Origin of the sequence: Xanthobacter sp. NM-59 (genome assembly GCF_021401125.1) — a bacterium.
Lineage (GTDB): Bacteria > Pseudomonadota > Alphaproteobacteria > Rhizobiales > Xanthobacteraceae > Xanthobacter.
The window spans coordinates 132,184-151,982 of sequence record NZ_JACBFQ010000006.1 but is presented as its reverse complement, the minus strand read 5'-3'; the positions used below and the strand labels follow the sequence as shown (position 1 = coordinate 151,982).

Here is a 19,799-nt window from a genome sequence, read left to right as displayed (position 1 = left end):
CCGATGGAACGTCGGCGGCCGTTTTGGCGTTCATCCCGCGGGAGAATGCCGGAACACCCGTTCGGTTCGGGCCTCGCAACGCGAGACGCCGGCGCAAGATTTCTGGAGTGTGAATGTCCGCCGTAGAAACCACCCGTGAAGATTTCGCCGCCCTGCTCGACGAGAGCTTCGGCCGCGCCGACGTCAGCGAAGGTGCCGTCGTCAAGGGCATCGTGGTCGCCATCGAGAAGGATCTGGCGATCATCGACATCGGCCTGAAGACCGAGGGCCGCGTGGCCCTGCGCGAGTTCGCCGGTCCGGGCCGTGAGAACACCCTCAAGGTTGGCGACGAGGTCGAGGTCTATCTCGAGCGCGTCGAGAACGCCATGGGCGAGGCCGTCCTCTCGCGCGACAAGGCGCGCCGCGAGGAGAGCTGGGTCAAGCTCGAGAAGGCGTTCAACGCCAACGAGAAGGTCTTCGGCGTGATCTTCAACCAGGTGAAGGGTGGCTTCACCGTGGATCTCGACGGCGCCGTGGCGTTCCTGCCGCGCTCCCAGGTCGACATCCGCCCGATTCGCGACGTAGCCCCGCTGATGCACAATCAGCAGCCCTTCCAGATCCTCAAGATGGATCGCCGTCGCGGCAACATCGTGGTCTCCCGCCGCACCGTGCTGGAAGAGACCCGCGCCGAGCAGCGTCACGAGCTGGTGCAGAACCTCGAAGAGGGTCAGGCCATCGAGGGCGTGGTCAAGAACATCACCGACTACGGTGCGTTCGTTGATCTTGGCGGCATTGACGGCCTGCTGCATGTCACCGACATCGCCTGGCGCCGCGTGAACCACCCGACCGAGGTGCTGTCCATCGGCCAGACGGTCAAGGTGAAGATCATCAAGATCAATCACGAGACCCACCGCATCTCGCTCGGCATGAAGCAGCTCCTGGGCGATCCCTGGGAGGGCATCGAGGCCAAGTATCCGGTGGACGCCCGCTTCAAGGGTCGCGTCACCAACATCACCGACTACGGCGCGTTCGTGGAACTGGAGCCGGGCATCGAAGGCCTGATCCACGTCTCCGAAATGTCGTGGACCAAGAAGAACGTTCACCCCGGCAAGATCGTTTCCACCTCCCAGGAAGTGGAAGTGCAGGTGCTGGAAGTCGATTCGGCCAAGCGCCGCATCTCCCTCGGCCTCAAGCAGACCCTCCAGAATCCCTGGGAGGCCTTCGCCGAGAAGTATGCGCCCGGCGCGGTGGTCGAAGGCGAGGTCAAGAACAAGACCGAGTTCGGTCTGTTCCTGGGTCTCGACGGCGACGTGGACGGCATGGTGCATCTGTCCGACCTCGACTGGAACCGTCCGGGCGAGCAGGTCATCGACGAGTACCGCAAGGGCGACATGGTCAAGGCCGTGGTGCTCGACGTGGACGTCGAGAAGGAGCGCATCTCGCTCGGCATCAAGCAGCTTGCCGGCGATCCCTTCGCCGAGGCCGGCGATGTCCGCAAGGGCGCTGTCGTGACCTGCGAAGTCACCGACGTGAAGGATGGCGGCATCGAGGTGAAGCTCACCGGCACCGATCTGTCGGCCTTCATCAAGCGTTCCGAGCTCGCTCGCGACCGCAACGACCAGCGCCCCGAGCGCTTCTCGGTTGGCGACAAGCTGGATGCCCGCGTCACCCTGTTCGACCGCAAGGCGCGCAAGGTGCAGGTCTCCGTCAAGGCGATGGAAATCGCCGAGGAGAAGGAGGCCGTGGCTCAGTACGGTTCGCAGGATTCGGGCGCTTCGCTCGGCGACATCCTGGGCGCCGCCCTCAAGCAGCGCGCCGAGGAAGCCAAGGAAGACTGATCTTCCAAGGGTTTGTAATATGGAGAGGGCCGGCGCGAGCCGGCCCTTTTCTTTTGCGCGGAGCCCGGTGGAACTGTTGCTGCTCCCAAACGGCGGCACTCACATGCTTGCCGGATTCTGGCGGTGTTCGCGCCGGAAGTCGGAACGCCAAGGAGCAAGGCGGGCAGGGCGGTTCCGCCCCCGCTCCGCCTCACCTCCCGGATGTGCAGTCCTTCTCCGTCCGAGCGATGCCCGCGCGTGCACCTCCCCTACCTGGGGGGGGGAGGTGCAGGCAGCGGCGTCCTGCCGCCGGGTCAGGCGGAGGAGATGTGTCGTCAGCTGCCCGCCGGTAGTTGCCCGGCGGAAATCCGCCCACGCTCAATTGAGCTGGAGCAGGAAGCGGCGGTTGATGGCCTGGAGCGGGCGCGAGTTCATGGGGAAGATGGAGCGGAAGGCTTCGATATCCCCTTCAGCCACGCTGATGGGGGCGGCATAGACGTTCCAGTCCACCACCTCCGAGCAGGGCGGCGTGGTCAGGGAGCCTTCGTAGCGGTAGAGGCCCCGAGCATCCGGCAGGAAGGCGGTGGGGTCCATGGGCGAGGGCAGGGGAGCAAAGCCCTGCTTTTTCGGCGCGGCGGCCATCACGGCGGAGAAAGCGTCATTTTTCCCGCCGGGAACCATGAACACACCCACCACCAGCAGGCCGCCATCCTCGGCCGCATGAACGAAATGGGCCTCCATGGCGGTGCGCTTGCCGTCCAAGGCGTGTTCGCTGGGCGTATGGAAATGGAACTGGCGCAGGCTGTAGGTCTTGCCGTTCATCTCGGCGGTGCCGGCGTCGCCGGTGGCATCCAGCTGGATGGTGTGGCCGTTATTGACCACCTTGAAGGGCGCACTTTTCCACGCAAGCTTCGGCCCGGCGGTTTCTGCCCGGACGCTGCCTTTGAGGTTGACCGGCGATTGCTGGGTGCCAATGGAGCAGGCCTGGAAGCCCTTCTCCAGAGAGCCCCAATGCTCCGGCGCCCCGGAACCCTCATAACTCCAATGGACGCTGTCCGCACGCGCCAGGCTGGCGCAGGTGGGGCAAAGGGCGAAGGCGGCGAGCAAGGTGCGGCGATTGAGCATTGATCCCCCCGTTGGGTGTCGGAGCGCGGATTGGCCCGCGTTCAGCGGGACCCGGGGCTGACCCTTCGGCGGCCCATGGGCTCCAGGGCCACGCTACCACGCGCAGCGTTGCGGTACGATGTCCCGCGCGCCTGCAAGATGCCTTGCGTCTCTCCCAATTTCGTGAGGGGCTGTTGGGTCTTAAGCGCCGTGGCGTGCGAAGGCGTCGATCAGGGCGGCTATCTCGGCCCGCGGGTCTGTCGCGCGCATCACGCCACCCATGACGGCGAGCCCGCCCGCTCCCGCCTCGCGACAGCTTTTGGCATTGCCGACTTCAATGCCGCCGAGGGCAATCACCGGCACCGCCGATTGCTCGACAAAGGCACGCAGGCCCGCAGTGCCCAGCGCCGGGCCGTAGCCGGGCTTGGAGGGCGTCGAGAAAATGGGGCTCGCGGTGATATAATCCGTCACGGCAGGCGCCGCCGCCGGATCGGCCGGCCGGTGGGTGGAAAGGCCCACGAGGGCGGAGCCGCCCAGCACCGTGCGTGCCCATCGCGGATCCGCGCCATCGGGCAGGTGCACGCCATCGGCGCGGGCCGCCCAGGCCAGCTCCGGCGTGCCGTGGAGCATCAGCACGGCGCCGAAGGGGCTGGTGGCCGTCCGCAGCCGGGCGAAAAGAGCGAGTTGGTCTTCCGGCGGCAGGTCTTTTTCCCGCAGGCTCACCCAGCGGCAGCCGCCGGCGCAGGCGGCCCCCACCACCTCCACCACATCGCCCTGCACCTGCCGGCGGTCGGTGATGAGGAGGACGGGCGGGGCGGGAAGCATGGCGTCAGCTTCCGACGAGGCCGAATTCGGGGCTGGACGCTTCGGCGTGCAGCTTCTTTGGAATGCGCCCGGCGATGCGGGCCAGCCGGCCGCCTTCGACGGCAGAACGGAAGGCGGCTGCCATACGCACCGGGTCGAGGGCCTTCGAGACCGCCGTGTTGAGCAGCACCGCCGAGCAGCCCAGCTCCATGGCCAGCGCGGCGTCGGAGGCGGTGCCCAGCCCCGCGTCCAGCACCACCGGCACCGGCGAGCGCGAGCAGATGAGCTCAATCATGTGCGGGTTAGCGATGCCGAGACCAGAGCCGATCATGGAGCCGAGCGGCATCACCGTGGCCGCACCCAGGTCCGCCAGCTTCTGGCAGGTGACGGGGTCGTCGTTGCAGTAGGGAAGCACCACAAAGCCCCGGTTCACCAGCTCTTCGGTCGCCTTCAGCAGCTCTTCCACATTGGGGTAGAGCAGCTCGCGATCGCCGATCACCTCCAGCTTCACCCAGTCCGTTTCCAGCGCCTCGCGGGCGAGCTCGGCGGTAAGCACGGCGTCCTTGGCGGTTTGGCAGCCGGCGGTGTTGGGCAGAATGTGCACGCGGCCGGTGAGCAGGTCCGTCAGGCTCTCCTCATAGCCGGCCAAGCTGATGCGGCGGATGGAGGCGGTGGCCATCTCCGCGCCGGAGGCCTCCAGCGCATTGAGGAACACCTGCTGGTTGGGATAGCCGGCGGTGCCCAAAAACAGGCGGGACTTAAAGCTGCGCCCGGCGATGACGAGGGGATCGGCAGTGGTGGTCATGGTTTTTCTCGTCTCCTCTCCCGGCCGGTCAGCCGCCCTGCTTGGCGGTGATGATTTCCACGGCGTCGCCGGAGGCCAGGCGAGTGTCGGCCCAGGCGCGGCGCGGCACCACCGCCCCGTTCAGCGCCACGGCAATGCCCTTGCGCTCCACGTCAAGTCCCTTGGCGTCGAGAAGATCCGCGACGGTGGCAATGGCGAGCGCCTCGTCGGCGCCGTTCACCTTCAGGTCAAGCGGGGGCGCATCCATAGGGCTCACTCCGCCGCCGCCCGGGGCGCGAAGCGGCTCGCGCGGAAGGGCTCGGCAACCTCGGCCATGCGGCCGTCCAGGAGAAAATCGGAAATCACCTTTGCCGTGACCGCCAGCAGCAGAATGCCATTGCGATGGTGGCCGGTGGCATAAATGAGCCCCTCCACCTCATCGGCGGGGCCGAGGATGGGGGCATCGTCACGGCTGCCGGGGCGGAAGCCCACCCATTGTTCCTCGATGGGCAGTTCCTCCAGCGTCGGCAAGGCACGCCAGGCATAGGTGAGCAAAGCGAGCTGCCCGCCGGCGGTCAGGGAGGTGTCGAAGCCCTTCTCCTCCGTGGTGGCGCCCAGAATCAGGCGGCCATCGCGGCGTGGCACGATGTAGGAGTGGGGCGCCCATATCACATGGTTCACCAGCGGCGCGGCCGGGTTCATGCGCAGGGCCAGCATCTGCCCCTTCACCGGGCGCACGGGCAGCGGCGCGGCGGGGGTAATGTCCACGCCCCGGCTCCAGGCCCCGGCGGCCAGGATGACGATGTCGGCCGGCTTCAGCTCCTCGCGGACCACCACGCCCAGTGCCTTGCCAGCCTGGGTGGCGACCCGGCTGACGGGGCTGTTCTCATGCAGACGAACGCCCGCGCGGGCGGTGGCGGTGAGCAGGGCGGCGACCACCTTGCGGTTGTCCACCTGATGGTCCTCGGCGCTGCGGATGGCGCCGGAAAGCTGGCCGGCCAGATGCGGCTCCAGGCGGCGCACGGCGGCGGCGGTGAGCCATTCCACCGGCAGGCCGAGGGAGGTCTGCAGCTGGAACAGGTGGCGCAGGCGGGCGGCATCGTCGGCCGTGAGGCCGATGGTGAGCGTGCCTTCGGTGCGCAGGTCCACGCTGATGCCGGCCTCTGCTTCCAGCTCGGTAGCGAACGCGGGCCAAAGGGCCTGGCTGGCGCGGTTGAGGGCGAGCAGGGCATCCTCGCCGGGCTCGGCCTCCGCGCAGGCGGCAAGCATGCCGGCGGCGGCATGGCTGGCGCCGTGCCCGGCGGTTCCGGCCTCATAAATGTCGACCGAGCAGCCGGCCTGCGCAAGCCGCCAGCCCAGCGACAGGCCCATGACGCCGCCACCGACGATGGCGACGCGCGCTTGCGCCTTGAGCGGGCGCGAGACGGATGATGACGAAACAGGCGACGAGCTCTCGCTCATCGGCACCTCCCTACGCTGGCATGATCCAGACAGGTTCGATGGGTATGATCTCAGCCGCGTTGGCGCGCGGCACCCCAGGCCGTGGCGCGCATTATCCACGCCGCGTCGTGGATCGCAAGGTGGCTCACGAGTTTTCCGGCTGGCGAAGGCACGGGGACGTGCCGGTCATTCGGAGATGATCTTGACCTTGTCGCCATACTTCAGCTTGGCGCCGGCATCCAGACCGTTCAGCACCAGGAAGCGTTCCATGTGCTGGTCGGGCACCTGCATGCGGGCCGCGAGCTTGTCGGCCGTGTCGCCGAAGCCGACGGTGACCACGCGCACCCGCAGCGGCTTCACCGATTCGGCCTCGCCGGATGAGACGCGACGGAAGGTGCTGGCGGCGGCGCGGAAGCGCTGGTCCAGCTCCGGCGTCAAATCACGGGCGGCGAAGATGAGGCGGTAGACATCCGATCCGAAGCGGATGGCGAACATGCGGAACGACCACTGGTCGCCCCGCGCGATGGCGGTGGCGGCGGTAAAGCCGTTGACGGTGAGGGTTTCCACCGTGTTGATCTCCACCCCGTCGATCCAGCCGGAGGAGAGATACTGAGCCAGCGACTGGTCGGGGCTCACCCGCACCGCGTCGAGCCGCAGCGCCTCGCGGCCGGAGCCGGTAGCGCCCAGCACGGCCTGGGAGGTGTTCTCCAGCGAGAAGCCCTCGGGCGCGGTGAAGGTGAAGCCCAGCTTGGGGTGGAAGAACTTGCGCCCGCGCACGAAGCCTTCCTTGGGGTCGTCGCCATAGACCATGCCGTCGATGGCCGAGAGGTAGGCGGTGCGGTCGCGCTCGCCATTGCCCGGGGCGGCATATTGGCGGGCATTGGCGATGGCGATGGAGATGCGCTCGGGCGTTGCCGGATGGGAGGAAAGGAAGTCCATGTCCGGCGTGGTGCTGGAGCCGCCGAGGCCGGTGGACTTCATCTCGGAGGAGCGGCCCATGTCGGTGAGGAAGCGCGAGGCGCCATAGGGGTCGAACCCCGCGCGGGAGGCGATGCCCACGCCGATGGCGTCCGCCTCCAGCTCCTGCCCGCGGGAGAACGAGGCCAGCGTGCGCTGGCTCTTCTGCATGGCGAGGGCGCCCAGGTCCGGGTCGTTCACCACGTCGGAGATGACGCGGCTCACCAGCACCGCCTGCTTCACCTGATCCTCGCGGATATTGGCATGGCGGGCGATGACGTGCGCCATCTCATGGGAGAGCACCGAGGACATCTCGGAGGTGTCGTTGGCCAGCGCCAGCAGCCCGCGGGTGACGTAGAGCGATCCGTCGGGCAGCGCGAAGGCGTTGATGGCGGGCGAGTTCAGCACCGTCACGCGGTACTTCAGGTCGGGCCGCTCGGACGCGGCCACCAGGCGCTCGACCACCTGCTGGATGAGCGCCTTCAGCTCGGGATCGTTGTAGGCCCCGCCATAGCTCGCCACCAGCCGCTCATGCTCCCGCCGCTGGGCCGGCGTCATGTCGGCATATTCGGACGCGGAAGAGGCGCTGGAGAGCGGCAGGCTCGCCTGGTCGAGATCCGCGGACGAACAGTCGGCCAGCATCAGCGCCAGGGGCAAGGCGAGGGCAAAAAGAGCCGTTCGCGGCCAACGCCGCGGCGCATCCCGCCGGAGCATGCTCGCGTTTCGGGCCTTTTCGCTCAACTTCAATCCTCGCTTCCCGTTCGGTCGCTCAGCCGCTCGATGTCGGCTTGCGACCGGATCATGATCGCCGGGCCGCCCTGTTCCCGCACCACGCCGCGCGCACGTATCCGTGCACCGCGCAGTATAACGGGATCTTGGCCTTGCCCCAAGATTATGGCGAAATCCCTGGTCGGCACCATAAGTGTGAAATCTCGCCGCCAGCTTTCACCGAAATTCAGATAGGTACGCTCGCGGCGGACGCCAACAGACAAAATTCGACCTTCCGTAACGGTATAAAGGCCCAGGCGGCGCGACATTTCCGCTTCGTCCGTTGCGGAAGCAATGGCGCCGGGCGCGGCCCACAGGCCCCGCCGGGCCTCGCGGGCCTGGGCCTCGGCCGAAAGCAGCGCGGCGGCGCAGGGCCCCTGGGCATCGGTGAAGGCGGCACCCGCCGCCACGAGAATCGTGGCGATGTCCGAGCCCGCGTCCGGCCCGTCGGTCATCACGGCCTCGCCCGCCAGGCGCCCATGGCGATCGGTTTGCGCACGCGAGAATGTGATGGTCCTCCCTCCCAGGGTCGCCGTGACGGCGCCGCCGGCCGCCTCGATCACCTTGCGGGAGGGTTCCAGGCGTGTGGGCAATGCGATCCGGTCGGGTGCGAAATGCCGTCCGTCGTCGAGGGTGAGGCTGCCATCCGCGCCCAGGCCGGTGACGTGGGCCGTGTCCCCGGCGGCGGGGCGCGGGGCGAGGGCGCAGGTGGTGGCCTTTGGTGATGCGGCATGGGCATTCGCCGCGGGGGATAATCCCGAGGTCAGCACAGCACCGAACAGGGCGCCGAGGCGGCACATCCGCGCGCTGGCCGACACCCTTGAGCCGGTGTGCGCGAGGCTGCCGTTTCGGCCGCTGGCGGTCGCACGCGCGCGCCTTGCAAGGCGTTTCGGGACGGACAGAGGCATGGGCATAAGGTACCGCATCGGGCGTCGGGGTTGAAGGTTCAGGCCCACCCTGCGTGTTCACCCTTTCTTACTGTCCGTTGCCGGCCGGTTGAGGCGGCGGGGCAGCTCAGGCAACATGGTGCCCGCGCTTGTCGCCGGGTGGGCGGCCGCGCTTGCGGCGAGGGGAGGGTGTTGGTGTCCGGTTTCGATGCTCAGGCGCGCTTGTCCGCGCCCTCGGTGGCGCGCAACCGCGAGCCCATCTTCGCGGTGCTGGATCCGCTGCTGGCGCCATCGGCCCGGGTGCTGGAGGTCGCCAGCGGCTCGGGGGAGCACGCGATTTTCATGGCGCGCAAGCGGCCGGATGTGGTCTGGCAGCCCTCCGACCCCACGCCCGAGGCGCGCGCCTCCATTGCCGCCTGGGTTACCGCGGAAGGTCTTTCCAACGTGGGCGCCCCCCTGGCGCTGGATGCCAGCGCGGATGAATGGCCCGTGGGACCGGTGGACGCCATGGTGTGCATCAACATGCTCCACATCAGCCCTTGGGCGGCGACCGAGGGGCTGATGCGCGGCGCCGGGCGCCATCTGCCGTCGGGCGGGCCGCTTTATATCTATGGCGCATTCCACCGGGCCGGGGTGCCCACGGTGGAGAGCAACGCGGCGTTCGATCGCGACCTGCGCCGCCGCGATCCGCGCTGGGGCCTGAGGATGCTGGAGGATGTGGAGGCGTGCGCCGCCGCGCAGGGCCTCGACCTCGCCGAGATGGTGGCGATGCCCGCCAATAATCTCTCCCTGGTGTTCCGCAAGCGGAAGCCCTGAGCTCCCCCTACTGTAGGGCCGTCACCAACGCCCGCCCGACCTGGGCGATGACGGCATCCCGTTCCGCCAGGGAGAGGGAGGTTTCGCCGAGATAGATGGCGGCGACCACCGGGGCGCGGCCGGGCGGCCAGATGACCGCGATGATGCCCCGCGAACCGTGGCCCCCGGCGCCCGTGCGATCCGCGATGCGCCAGCCAGCGGGCAGCGCGGCTCTCAGCAGCCCGTCGGCCACGGCGTCCGCCTCCAGCCAATCGGTGAGCCGGCGGCGCGAGCCAGCGGAAAGAGCGTCACCCAGCACCAGGGTTTCAAGGCTCCGCGCGGCGGCGGCCGGGGTGGTTGTGTCCCGCGGGTCGCCGGGCGCCGCTTCGTTGAGGGCCGGCTCCAGGCGGTCGAGCCGCGTGGTCTTATCGCCGAGGGTGCGCATGAAGGCGGTGAGCCCCTTTGGCCCGCCGATCCGCGCCAAAATGAGGTTCGCGGCGGTGTTATCGCTCAGCCTTGTCGCCGCCGCGCAAAGGGCATCGAGGCTCATGCTCGCGCCCACATGCTGCTGTGTCACCGGCGCGTGGGGTACCAGGTCGGCGGAGGTGATGGGGATCTGCGTCTCCAGCTTTTCCGCACCGGTATCGACGCGTGCCAGCAGGGCCGCGCAGGCGAAGGCCTTGAAGGTGCTGTTCATGGCGAAGCGCTCGTCGGCGCGGTAGGCCCAGCTGCGGTTGCCGCCCGGCTCAAGGATCATCACGCCCAGCCGTCCACCGGCGCGCTTTTCGATGGCGCTCAGCGATGCTGCAAAGTCGTCAGCTCGCGCGGGGGAGGCGAGCAATGATAGCCCGGTCAGAACCAAGGCGAGCAGGCCCGTCGCCATGACGCGGCGCGAGGGCGCCGGGCGACGGTCCATGGTCGGCGCATCTGTCATCATCCTGCGTTGACCTCGTCGATAGTGTTTGCTGGGGCGCTGTGTGCTTCGCCTTTGGGCTTAGGCATGTGCGAAATGCCCCCTTTGGCCTCGGGAGGGCGCGCGGATTGGCCGGATAAGCGGGGAAAGTGACGCGGGAAGGGCGCCCGGCCCAGCTGGTCGCGAGCGCGCTTCACCGTTTCGCCGTCATGCTCGCGGCACCTGAATATCGCAGCATCCCGAATGCCTTGGGCCGTTGGATGGCGCCTCAGCAGGGGACGTCGATTGGCCTTCATGTGTGATGGGCCGGACGCGGCAGATGCTTCCCAGCAGGTGCGCCGGAGCGTTTCCGCGTGAAGCGGGAACGGGCTTGCGCGAGGGACGCGCGCGAAAACAAGAGGCGAGGCTGCCTCTGCGTCTCGGTGAAAATTGAAGCTGCCCCGCCCCCGGCGACACAGTCGTGGGCCGAGGTCCGCCACGCGCACACCCGCCCCGGGGGGCGTGCCCGGGCCATGGACGCGAGCGGAGCCCGAGTCCCCGCGTGCGTGAGTCGAATGGTTTGGTGTCCCCGGCGTGACTCGAACACGCGACACCAGGTTTCATCCCACCTCGGCTTTCGCCGCCGCCGGGCCATTGGCACCGGCGTTCGTGGTCTGGACTATCCCTTCGCCATGGCCCGCACATGCAAGGCTTTAGGCGCCGCCCGTCTAGTCTCTACACCTTCCTTCGCGGAGCCGGCGCGAGGCCGGGCCGGAAGGCTTGGCTCGGGATTGGCATGGCCGGAAGCGACATTCCGGGCCGAAGCTTTCCCCGACTTTGAGCGGATTCACACCGGACGTTTCCGCCACGGGTGCCCAATTTTCTAGGAAACCTGTGCTCTATCCTGCTGAGCTACGGGGACCTGTCCCTCATATACCGGCGCGCCAGCCGGCGCGCCAGCCAGAATGTGCCATCGTCCACGCCTGAGGGGGCGATGCCGGCGGCACGGCCCTCAGGCCGCCGGCGCGGTGGCCAGAGGTGCGAGGGGCGTCTTCAGCTCCTCGAACCCGCGCAGGGTGGTCTGCGCCCAGTCCTCCAGGGTGAAGCGGCGGGCGGAGGCGCGCAGCAGGCTCATGCGGCCCTTCGCGTCGGCTTCCGCCATGGCAAGCGCCTGGTCGAGGGCCTTGTCCATATGGGCGTTGGAGAAGGGGTTCACCGGAATGGCTCCTTCCAGCAGCACCGAGGCACCGGCGAATTCCGATAAGATGAGCACGCCGCGTCCATCCTCCCCCTGCGCCGCGCAGAACTCGCTCGCCACCAGGTTCAGCCCGTCCGCCAGCGGGGTGATGGAGGCGACATCCGCCGCACGGTAATACGCAACCAGCTCGGCCAGGGGGATGGCGGTGGAGATGAGCGACACCGGCTGCCATTCAAAGCTGCCGAAGGTGCCGTTGATGCGCCCCGTGAGCTCCTCGATGCGCTGCTGCACATCCTCATAGACGCTCATGCCCCGGTTGGCGCCCACCGACACCAGCATGAGGCGCACCTGATTGTGCAGCTCCGGGCGCCGGTTCAGCAGCCGCTCGAAGGCTTCCAGCTGCTGGATGTTGCCCTTGGTGTAGTCGGTGCGCGACACCGACAGCACCAGCTTGCGCCCGCCGAGCTCGGCGCGGATGGCCTCCACCTTCTCCGCCACGGCCGGGGCGGCGGCCAGCTCCTCGATATAGCTCAAGTTCACGCCCACCGGATTGGTGTCGATGCGCACGGTGCGCCCGTCCATCGCGAGGGCGAGCGGGGTGAACAGCTCGTTGAGCGCGGTGCCCTCGCTGGCCATCAGCGGGTCCGTTTTCATGTCGCTGATCTGCCGCGCGCCGGCCACCGAATGGGCCACGGCAGCGAAATTCTGGGCATAGCGCGGTACATGGAAGCCCACCGCGTCGCAGGACAGCAGGCTGTCCACGATCTCCTTGCGCCAGGGCAGCACGTTGAACATGTCGGAGCCGGGGAAGGGCGTGTGGTGGAAGAAGGCGATCTTCACCGATGGCTTCAGCTGCCGCAGATAGCCCGGCACGAGCCACAGATTGTAGTCGTGCACCCACACCACGGCATCGTCGCTGGCCTCCTGCGCAGCCGCTTCGGCGAACGCCCAGTTCACGGCGCGGAAGGTGGGCCAGTCCACCGGATCGTAATTATAGCGCTCCTTGAAGCCGTGGAGGATGGGCCAGAAGGCTTCCTTGGAGGTCACATGGTAGAAGCTCTTCACCTGCTCGGCGGTCAGGGGCAGGCGGCTGACGGTGTAGGTACCGAAGCTGTCTGAGATCTCCACCACCCGCTCGAAGGGCGGATTGGCCGGGTCCTCCGCCTCCTTCCAGGCCACCCAGGCGGCGCGATCGATGCGGCCGATGAGGGCCTTCAGGGTGGGAACGATGCCGTTGGGGCTCTTGTGTTCCTTCAGGACAATCCCGCCATCCTCCACCACCTCCTCGTAAGGTGCCCGGTGATAGACGATCACGAGATCGGATTTCATATGCTGCCCTCCGGAGGCTCAGGGTGAAGGCCGAAGGCCGCGATGGCCTCCGCGATGCCGCCCGCGCCGGGCGCGCGGCAATGCCGGGTGCGGGGAAGCTCCCGGGTGGCGTCCAGCAGCGCGGCTTCCGCGCCGCCCACCACCGCGCCGTGCAGGCCGGTGTGGAACATGGACAGATCGTTCAGCGTGTCGCCCGCCACCAGGACCGCATCCCGCGAGAGACCGAGATGCGCGATGAGGGCGAGCAGGGTGGAGCCCTTGTTCACGCCACCCGGCAGCACATCGAGGAAGCAGTTGGCGGAGATGAGGATATCCAGCCCCGCTTCCTCCAGCGGCCGCACCACGGCCGGGTCATAGCCGGCGGGGTCGTAGTGGTAGGACATGCGGTGGCGGAACGCCGTGTCCTGGGGCACGAGGCCCGGCGCCTCAAAAAGGGTCTCCCGCACGAAGGCGGAGCGCTCGCCCCACGCGGTGGAGATCGGCCCTTCCAGCTCCTTGAGGAAGGAGAGGGCCGGGCCCTCACACCCCATCTCCATGCGGGCCACGGTGGTGCCCACGTCGGCCACCACATAATCGGGCACGGGCACGTTGGGCGCATGGTCCACCTCACCGGCGCACAGGGCCCGGATGAAGCCGGGATCGCGGCCGGTGACGAAGATGAGGCCCACATCGTCCCGGTGGCGTTTCAGCCAGTCATAGAGCGCGGCGCGCATCTCCGGCGAGCCGCCCAGGAAGGTGCCGTCGAGATCGGTGGCGAGCACGAAGCGCCAGTTCGGCGCCGCACCCGTCGATGCCTGAGGGGCGGCGGGAAGGTCGACAACAGCGCTCATGGCAGCAGGGCCTCGAACCGGCGCGTCACTTCCGCTTCCGCCGGATGGGGAAAAGCGAGGTCCAAAGCGCGCGGCTCGGCCTGGATGGGCGCCGCCCAGAAGGCGGCGAAGGCCTCGCCGATCGGTCGCGCGTCCGCCACCACGGAGCGCACCATCTCGCAGATGGGCATATGGAGGCTCAGCTTGCGGGCGAGGTCGGTGACCGTGATGGCATTGTGCCGGCCTTCCACCAGCACCGGCGCGCCGCCGAACACTTCGGCATCGGTGCGGCCCTCGCCACGGGCAAAGCCGTAGCGGAAGTTGCGCGACTTCTGGCTGGAGCAGGTGAGCATCAGGTCGCCCATGCCCGAAAGGCCGGTGACCGTCTCGCGCCGGCCGCCCAGGCACACCGCCAGTTCCTTCATCTCGTCCAGGCCGCGGGTGATGAGCGCGGCGCGGGTGTTCTCGCCAAACCCAGCCCCGGCCAGCATGCCGCAGGCGATGGCGATGACGTTCTTCACCGCGCCACCCACCTCCACGCCGGCCATGTCGTCGGAAACGTAGGGGCGGAAGCTGTCGCAGGTGAGGCTCGCGGCCATGCGGGCGCCGGCACGGGCATAGGGCGGCACGTCCGCCGCTCCGGTGCAGGCGACGGTGGCGGCGGTGGGGTGGCCCAGGGCCGTCTCGTCGGCGAAGGTCGGTCCCGACACCACGCCGATGACGCGGCCGGGCGCCGCCTGCTCCGCCACGGCGGACATCATAAGGCCGGTCTGCGCCTCGATGCCCTTGGCGCTGACGAACAGGGGCACTTCGGGCGCCGCATAGGCGCCGATGCGCGCCGCCATCTCGCGGATGGTGGGCGAGGGCGTCACCAGCAGCGCCGCCTCCGCGCCATCGAGGGCGGCGGCGAAATCGGCGGTGGGCGTCACCCCGTCGGGAAGGGGAATGTCACCCAGGCGCGCGGTGTTGCGGCGGGTGCGGGCGATCTCCCGCGCACGGGCCTCGTCGCGCATCCACAGGCGCACGGAGCATCCGGCGCGGGCGGCCACGATGGCGAGGGCGGTGCCCCAGGCGCCGCCGCCGAAAACGGCCAGGGTGCCATAGGGCCGTGGTACGGAAGGCAGCGGCTCGGTGGCCGGCCGGCGGGGCTGCTCGAACAGCGTTTTGAAGTCGGTCATGGACCCCCCTGTGTTGCAAGGGCGTGCCGCGCGCCGCATGAAGCGGGTGGCGACGGGGCAAGAATTGCCCCGCAAGGCTCCCGAAGAAGCCCTATTCCTCTGTGGATCACTGAATGTATCATATATGCAACATGGGAGAATTGTCAAATCTCCAAGCTGCGGAAGTGGGTGTGGCCTTGTCTATTTGCGGGCAGAATGGTGGAGATGCCGATAACTTCGCGCAGATTTTCAAATCCATCAAAAAATGAGACTGATATAAGTGTTATGAATTCATTTTTGAAGAAATGAAATACGTAAAGCATTGATGATACATAATAAGTACATCAATCCTCTTCCAGCCCATTGGCCTTCGCGTGCGGCTGCGGCGCCTTGCTGGCGTGCATTTTGGGTGCTGGGGCGTGGGCTCATCGGGGTCGAAAAAGTTGGCGCTTCCTGAATGACTTGGCCTGGTGCTGGCGATGCCAGACATGGGCGCCGGAATAAAAGAGCTTCTTGGTGATCTCGACGCCTGCCACGTACAGCACGGCGATGCCCGCGCCGAGCGCCAGCAGGCTCGCCGGCAGCGGAACGAAGCCGAAGGCCCGCGCCAACGGGGCGATGAAGGGCAGCGCGATGGTGACCACGGCCACCAGGGCCACCGCGCCCATGAGGAAGGGGCTGGGCCGGCTGCGCCAGAATGGCATGTGGGTGCGCAGCACCAGCATCACCGCCAGCTCTGTGACCACGGAGAGGGTGAACCAGGTGCTCTGGAACAGCGCCTCATCGGCGTGGAACACCAGCAGCAGCAAAGCGAAGGTGAGAAAATCGAACAGCGTGCTGGAAAGCCCGAACACCAGCATGAAAATGCCGATGGCGCGGATGTTCCAGCGCTGCGGCGCCTTCAGCGCGTCCTCATCCACATTGTCCGTGGAGATGGCCATGGCCGGAATGTCGGAGAGGAAATTGTTGAGCAGGATCTGCTTGGCCAGCAGCGGCAGAAACGGCACCGCCACCGAGGCGAACGCCATGGAGACCATGTTGCCGAAATTGCCGCTGGTGGCGATGGAGATGTATTTCAGCGTGTTGGCGAAGGTGCGCCGCCCGTCCACCACGCCCTGGCGCAGCACATTGAGATCCTGCTGCAAAAGCACGATGTCGGCGGTTTCGCGCGCAACATCCACCGCTTGGTCGACGGACACGCCGGCATCGGCCACGTGCAGCGCGGGCGCGTCGTTGACCCCGTCGCCCAGATAGGCCACCGCGTGCCCGCGATGCTGAAGGGCGCGGATGATGCGCTCTTTCTGCTGGGGGTCCAGCTCGGCGAACAATGCGGTGTGCTCGGCCAGGTGCCACAAGGCCTCATCGCGCATTTCATTCATCTGCCGGCCGGTGATGACGCGCCGCGTGTCGAGCCCCACCGCGGCGGCCACATGGGCGGCCACGTGCCGGTTGTCGCCGGTGAGGATCTTCACCGCGATGCCTAGCTTCTCGATCTCCCTGACGGTTTCTTCGATCCCCTCCTTCAGCGGATCGAAGAACAGCAGGAACCCCTCGAACACCATGCCCGCTTCATCGGCGCGGCCATAGCGCGCCTGGGGCGCGAGGCGCCGGCTGGCAAGGCCCAGCACGCGGAACCCCTCTTCGCCCCGGGCACGGAAAAAGGCTTCGAGCCGCTCGCGAGCAACAGCATCGAGGGGGAGGGGGCCGGAGGGCGAGGCAACGGTGCGGCAGCACTCCAGCACCGGCTCGAAGGCGCCCTTGGTCACCATCAGGTGGCGGGCCTCCTCCTCCACCACGATGGTGAGGCGCTTGCGCACGAAATCATAGGGGATCTCATCCACCTTGGCGCCGCCGGGGCAGGGACATGCGCGCTGCTCCGCCGCCTTGACGATGGCTGCGTCGAGCGGATTGGCGATGCCGCTTTCAAGCCGCGCATTCACGGCCGCCAGCCCAAACACGGCGGCGCTTTCCGCGCCTGAAGGATCGAGCGCGGCGTTGAACTCCACCACGCCCTTGGTGAGGGTTCCCGTCTTGTCCGTGCACAGCACATCCACCGAGCCGAGATTCTCGATGGCCTCCAGCCGCCGCACGATGACGCCGCGCTGCGCCATGCCCCGCGCGCCCGCCGCCAGGGTGATGGAGACGATGGCCGGCAGCAGCTCCGGCGAGAGCCCCACCGCCAGCGCCACCGAGAACAGGAGCGATTCGATGACCGGCCGGTGCAGCAGCAGGTTCACCGTGAAGACGAAGATGACGATACCCGTCATCACCTCCGTCAGCAGGTAGCCGAAACCGCGAATGCCACGCTGGAATTCGGTGTCGCCGTTGGCATCCGCCACATGGCCGGCGATCTGGCCGATCTCGGTATCGCCGCCGGTGCGGGTGATGAGGACGCGCGCCGTGCCGCTCTGCACGGAGGTGCCCAGGAACACCATGTTGGTGCGTCCCGCCAAAGCGGCATCGGCGGCCACCGGCTCCGGGGATTTTTCCACGGGAAAGGTCTCGCCCGTGAGCGCGGCCTGGGAGACGAGGAAGTCGCGCGCCGTAATCACCCGCCCGTCGGCGGGCACGAGATTGCCGGCGGAAAGCTCCACCACATCGCCCGGCACGAGGTCTTCGGCGGCGATGGTCACCGGCTTGCCGGCGCGCCGCGCGGTGGTCCGCAGCGCCAGCTTCGCCCGCAGCGCCGCGACCGCCTGCGAGGCGCGATACTCCTGGAAGAAACCCATCAGCGTGGAGCCGAGTACGATGGCCATGATGATTCCGGCGTCGGTCCAGTCCCGCACCACGGCCGAGATGACGGCGCCGAACACCAGGATCAGCACGAGCGGGCTGCGATATTGCCGCGCCAGCAGTCGCAGGGCGCCGGCGCGGCGGCTGGGGGTGAGCCGGTTGGGGCCATGCTCGCGCCGCCGCTGGTCGGCCTGCGCCGGGGAAAGCCCCTCGGGCGTCGCGTCCAGGGCGGCCAGAAGGTCGGGGAGCGGGGAGGACCAGGCGTCAGTCATCGCGGCGGCCATCGTTCAACCTGCGGATGCTACAGCATAGCTCGGAAAGCGGACGGCGAGATGATGGCGGGGGGCCACTGGCGGGGCGCACCCGCGCGGCCCGCTGGCGATGCTGCGCCCTGAGGTTGCGGCGGATCAATGATATCGCCCGCCGGGGCGTCGAGAATCAGGCAATCGGCCGCAGGGAACATCGGCGCCGCGGGCGTGTTCCCGGTGGGCATCGTTCCTTCAGGAGAAGGCCATGTCGTCCGTTTCCGTCGCCGAGCGCGAAGTTGCCCTCCCTCCGCTCGGCCTTGCCGGGGAGCTCTGCGAGCCCGTCGGCGCGCGGGGGCTGGTGGTGTTCGCCCATGGCAGCGGATCGGGTCGCAACAGCCCGCGCAACCGGGCGGTGGCCGCGCATCTTCAAGCCGATGGCCTCGCCACCCTGCTGTTCGACCTTTTGCTGCCCCGGGAGGCGGATGAGGCGTGGAAGCGCTTCGATGTCCGGCTCCTGTCGGACCGTTTGATTCAGGTGTTCGATTGGGCGGCCGCTCAGGGGGCGCCCGGCGCGCGGCCGCTGGGGCTCTTCGGCTCCAGCACCGGGGCGGCGGTGGCCCTCGCGGCGGCCAGCAGGCGGCCTGATCGGGTGGGGGCGATCGTGGCGCGTGGCGGGCGGCCTGATCTGGTGATGACGGAGCTGAGCCGGGTGCGCGCGCCCACCCTTCTGCTGGTGGGCGGGGCGGATGCGGAGGTGCTGGAGCTGAATCGGCGCGCTCTTGCCCGTTTCGGCGGGCCGGTGGCGCTGGATGTGGTGCCCGGCGCCAGCCATCTGTTCGAGGAGCCCGGCACGCTGGAGGAGGTGGCGCTTCGCGCTTCGGCCTGGTTCCGGCATCATTTGTGCGGCGATCCGGAGGGGAGGGACCCATGAAGCGCTTTCGGGATCGGATCGAGGCGGGCCGGCGGCTCGCCGCGGCGCTTTCGAGCTATGCGGGACGCGATGCGGTGGTGCTGGCCCTGCCGCGCGGCGGGGTTCCGGTGGGGGCCGAGATCGCCACCGCGTTGCATGCCCCGCTTGATCTGGTGCTCGTGCGCAAGATCGGCCTGCCGGCCCAGCCCGAGCTGGCCATGGGCGCGGTGGTGGACGGGGCGGAACCCATCGTGGTGCGTAATGCCGACATCCTGGCCTTCGACCGGGTGGACGAAGCCACCTTCCAGTCCGTTTGCCAGCGGGAGCTGAAGGAGATCGAGCGGCGGCGCGCGCTCTATATCGGCGCGCGGCGGCGGGCGCCCATTTCCGGCCGCGTCGTCATCGTGGTGGATGACGGCATTGCCACCGGTGCCACGGTGAAGGCCGCGCTTCAGGCCATTCGCGCGCGCGGGCCGCAGGAGCTGGTTCTCGCGGTTCCCGTGGCGCCGCCGCAGACCCTCGCGGAGCTGCGGCCGCAGGTGGACGCCATCATTTGCCCGCTGACGCCGGAGGTGTTCGAGGCCATCGGCTGCTTTTACGACGATTTCAGCCAGGTTTCCGACGCCGAGGTTGAGACCGCATTGGCCCGCTGCCCGGTGCCGGAGGCCGATCAGCGTGCGTAAAGGCCGGTGAGGCGAGCGATGTCGCAGGAGGCGCGACGCGCCGCCCGGGCCACGTCCGCGCCGGTGGGTTGCAACCCGCATTCGAGCCGCTGGACGGTGACGGCGAACAGCTCGAACACATAGTGATGGGAGCCATGGCCACGCGGAGGGCAGGGGCCGGCATAGCCTTGCTTGCCGAAATCATTGAGCGCGCCGCGAATGCCGAGGGGCGTCTGGCCCTCCGCCAGCGCCGTGAGCGTGGGCGGCAGATCGAACATGGCCCAATGGTGAAAGGTGCCGCGCGGCGCATCCGGATCGGAGCAGACCAGGGCGAAGCTGCGGGTGGCGGCGGGTACGCCGGCCCACTGCAAAGGCGGCGACAGGTTTTCGCCGTCGCAGGTGAAGCGACGGGGCAGGGGCTCGCCATTGGCGAAGGCCGAGGAGAACAGGCGCATAGGTTTGCTCCGTGGCCGTGGCTGCGAGGGCACTCGCGCCGCAGGTCCGAGTCAACGATCCGTGGGCCGAA

The 19,799-nt window shown here is 68.3% G+C and carries 17 protein-coding genes and 1 riboswitch; of the genes, 4 read left to right on the top strand and 13 right to left on the bottom strand.

The features are described from left to right. Positions 1 to 113: 113 nt before the first annotated feature. Positions 114 to 1,817, top strand: coding sequence for a 30S ribosomal protein S1 (gene rpsA / locus L0966_RS12870; RefSeq protein ID WP_234052343.1), 1,704 nt, complete (start codon positions 114 to 116; stop codon positions 1,815 to 1,817). Positions 1,818 to 2,174: 357 nt separating this feature from the next. On the opposite strand, the gene L0966_RS12865 is transcribed toward rpsA, so the two are convergent. The 7 genes from L0966_RS12865 to L0966_RS12835 all read right to left on the bottom strand — a co-directional run bounded on the left by L0966_RS12865 (position 2,175) and on the right by L0966_RS12835 (position 8,216). After that, positions 2,175 to 2,921: a carbonic anhydrase gene (locus L0966_RS12865; RefSeq protein ID WP_234052342.1), complete on the bottom strand. Its 747-nt coding sequence runs from the start codon at positions 2,919 to 2,921 to the stop codon at positions 2,175 to 2,177. A 180-nt stretch (positions 2,922 to 3,101) separates the two neighbouring features. Beyond that, complete coding sequence (locus L0966_RS12860) at positions 3,102 to 3,725, bottom strand: thiamine phosphate synthase (RefSeq protein ID WP_234052341.1); 624 nt, start codon at positions 3,723 to 3,725, stop codon at positions 3,102 to 3,104. Between the two features lie 4 nt (positions 3,726 to 3,729). Beyond that, positions 3,730 to 4,509 (bottom strand): thiazole synthase, encoded by a 780-nt coding sequence (locus L0966_RS12855; RefSeq protein WP_234052340.1) that lies wholly within the window; start codon positions 4,507 to 4,509, stop codon positions 3,730 to 3,732. A gap of 28 nt (positions 4,510 to 4,537) precedes the next feature. Continuing rightward, a complete protein-coding gene (gene thiS / locus L0966_RS12850) occupies positions 4,538 to 4,756 on the bottom strand; it encodes a sulfur carrier protein ThiS (RefSeq protein WP_234052339.1) in 219 nt (72 codons plus the stop codon). Between the two features lie 5 nt (positions 4,757 to 4,761). Beyond that, positions 4,762 to 5,949: a glycine oxidase ThiO gene (thiO, locus tag L0966_RS12845; protein WP_234052338.1), complete on the bottom strand. Its 1,188-nt coding sequence runs from the start codon at positions 5,947 to 5,949 to the stop codon at positions 4,762 to 4,764. Further along, positions 5,940 to 6,036, bottom strand: a riboswitch (TPP riboswitch). It overlaps the preceding gene by 10 nt. A 78-nt stretch (positions 6,037 to 6,114) precedes the next feature. Then, positions 6,115 to 7,527 (bottom strand): M48 family metalloprotease, encoded by a 1,413-nt coding sequence (locus L0966_RS12840; RefSeq protein WP_234052337.1) that lies wholly within the window; start codon positions 7,525 to 7,527, stop codon positions 6,115 to 6,117. Positions 7,528 to 7,628: 101 nt separating this feature from the next. Next, positions 7,629 to 8,216, bottom strand: coding sequence for a thermonuclease family protein (locus L0966_RS12835; protein WP_234052336.1), 588 nt, complete (start codon positions 8,214 to 8,216; stop codon positions 7,629 to 7,631). 519 nt (positions 8,217 to 8,735) lie between these two features. On the opposite strand from L0966_RS12835, the gene L0966_RS12830 reads away from it, so the two are divergent. Continuing rightward, positions 8,736 to 9,356 carry a DUF938 domain-containing protein gene (locus tag L0966_RS12830; protein ID WP_234052335.1) on the top strand — a complete coding sequence of 207 codons (621 nt, stop codon included), beginning with the start codon at positions 8,736 to 8,738 and terminating at the stop codon, positions 9,354 to 9,356. A 7-nt stretch (positions 9,357 to 9,363) separates the two neighbouring features. On the opposite strand, the gene bla is transcribed toward L0966_RS12830, so the two are convergent. From bla to mgtA, 5 genes are all read right to left on the bottom strand, one after another. After that, the gene (bla, locus tag L0966_RS12825) at positions 9,364 to 10,218 is read right to left on the bottom strand and encodes a class A beta-lactamase (protein WP_370640737.1); all 855 of its coding nucleotides are present in this window, start codon (positions 10,216 to 10,218) and stop codon (positions 9,364 to 9,366) included. A 1,021-nt stretch (positions 10,219 to 11,239) separates the two neighbouring features. After that, on the bottom strand, positions 11,240 to 12,754 hold the full coding sequence (ggpS, locus tag L0966_RS12820) for a glucosylglycerol-phosphate synthase (RefSeq protein WP_234052333.1): 1,515 nt from the start codon (positions 12,752 to 12,754) through the stop codon (positions 11,240 to 11,242). Continuing rightward, a complete protein-coding gene (locus L0966_RS12815; protein ID WP_234052332.1) occupies positions 12,751 to 13,584 on the bottom strand; it encodes an HAD family hydrolase in 834 nt (277 codons plus the stop codon). Before L0966_RS12815 ends, ggpS begins: the two co-directional genes overlap by 4 nt. Further along, positions 13,581 to 14,741: an NAD(P)H-dependent glycerol-3-phosphate dehydrogenase gene (locus L0966_RS12810; protein WP_234052331.1), complete on the bottom strand. Its 1,161-nt coding sequence runs from the start codon at positions 14,739 to 14,741 to the stop codon at positions 13,581 to 13,583. Before L0966_RS12810 ends, L0966_RS12815 begins: the two co-directional genes overlap by 4 nt. A gap of 404 nt (positions 14,742 to 15,145) precedes the next feature. Further along, complete coding sequence (mgtA, locus tag L0966_RS12805; protein WP_234052330.1) at positions 15,146 to 17,725, bottom strand: magnesium-translocating P-type ATPase; 2,580 nt, start codon at positions 17,723 to 17,725, stop codon at positions 15,146 to 15,148. A gap of 241 nt (positions 17,726 to 17,966) precedes the next feature. Here mgtA and L0966_RS12800 point away from each other — a divergent pair, with 241 nt between their 5' ends. Both L0966_RS12800 and L0966_RS12795 read left to right on the top strand, forming a co-directional pair. Further along, positions 17,967 to 18,632 carry a dienelactone hydrolase family protein gene (locus L0966_RS12800; RefSeq protein WP_234052329.1) on the top strand — a complete coding sequence of 222 codons (666 nt, stop codon included), beginning with the start codon at positions 17,967 to 17,969 and terminating at the stop codon, positions 18,630 to 18,632. Continuing rightward, the gene (locus L0966_RS12795; protein ID WP_234052328.1) at positions 18,629 to 19,294 is read left to right on the top strand and encodes a phosphoribosyltransferase; all 666 of its coding nucleotides are present in this window, start codon (positions 18,629 to 18,631) and stop codon (positions 19,292 to 19,294) included. The genes L0966_RS12800 and L0966_RS12795 overlap by 4 nt, the downstream gene beginning before the upstream one ends. Here the strand turns inward: L0966_RS12795 and L0966_RS12790 are convergent. Further along, positions 19,282 to 19,728 carry a YbhB/YbcL family Raf kinase inhibitor-like protein gene (locus L0966_RS12790; protein WP_234052327.1) on the bottom strand — a complete coding sequence of 149 codons (447 nt, stop codon included), beginning with the start codon at positions 19,726 to 19,728 and terminating at the stop codon, positions 19,282 to 19,284. The genes L0966_RS12795 and L0966_RS12790 overlap by 13 nt on opposite strands. Positions 19,729 to 19,799: the final 71 nt, after the last annotated feature.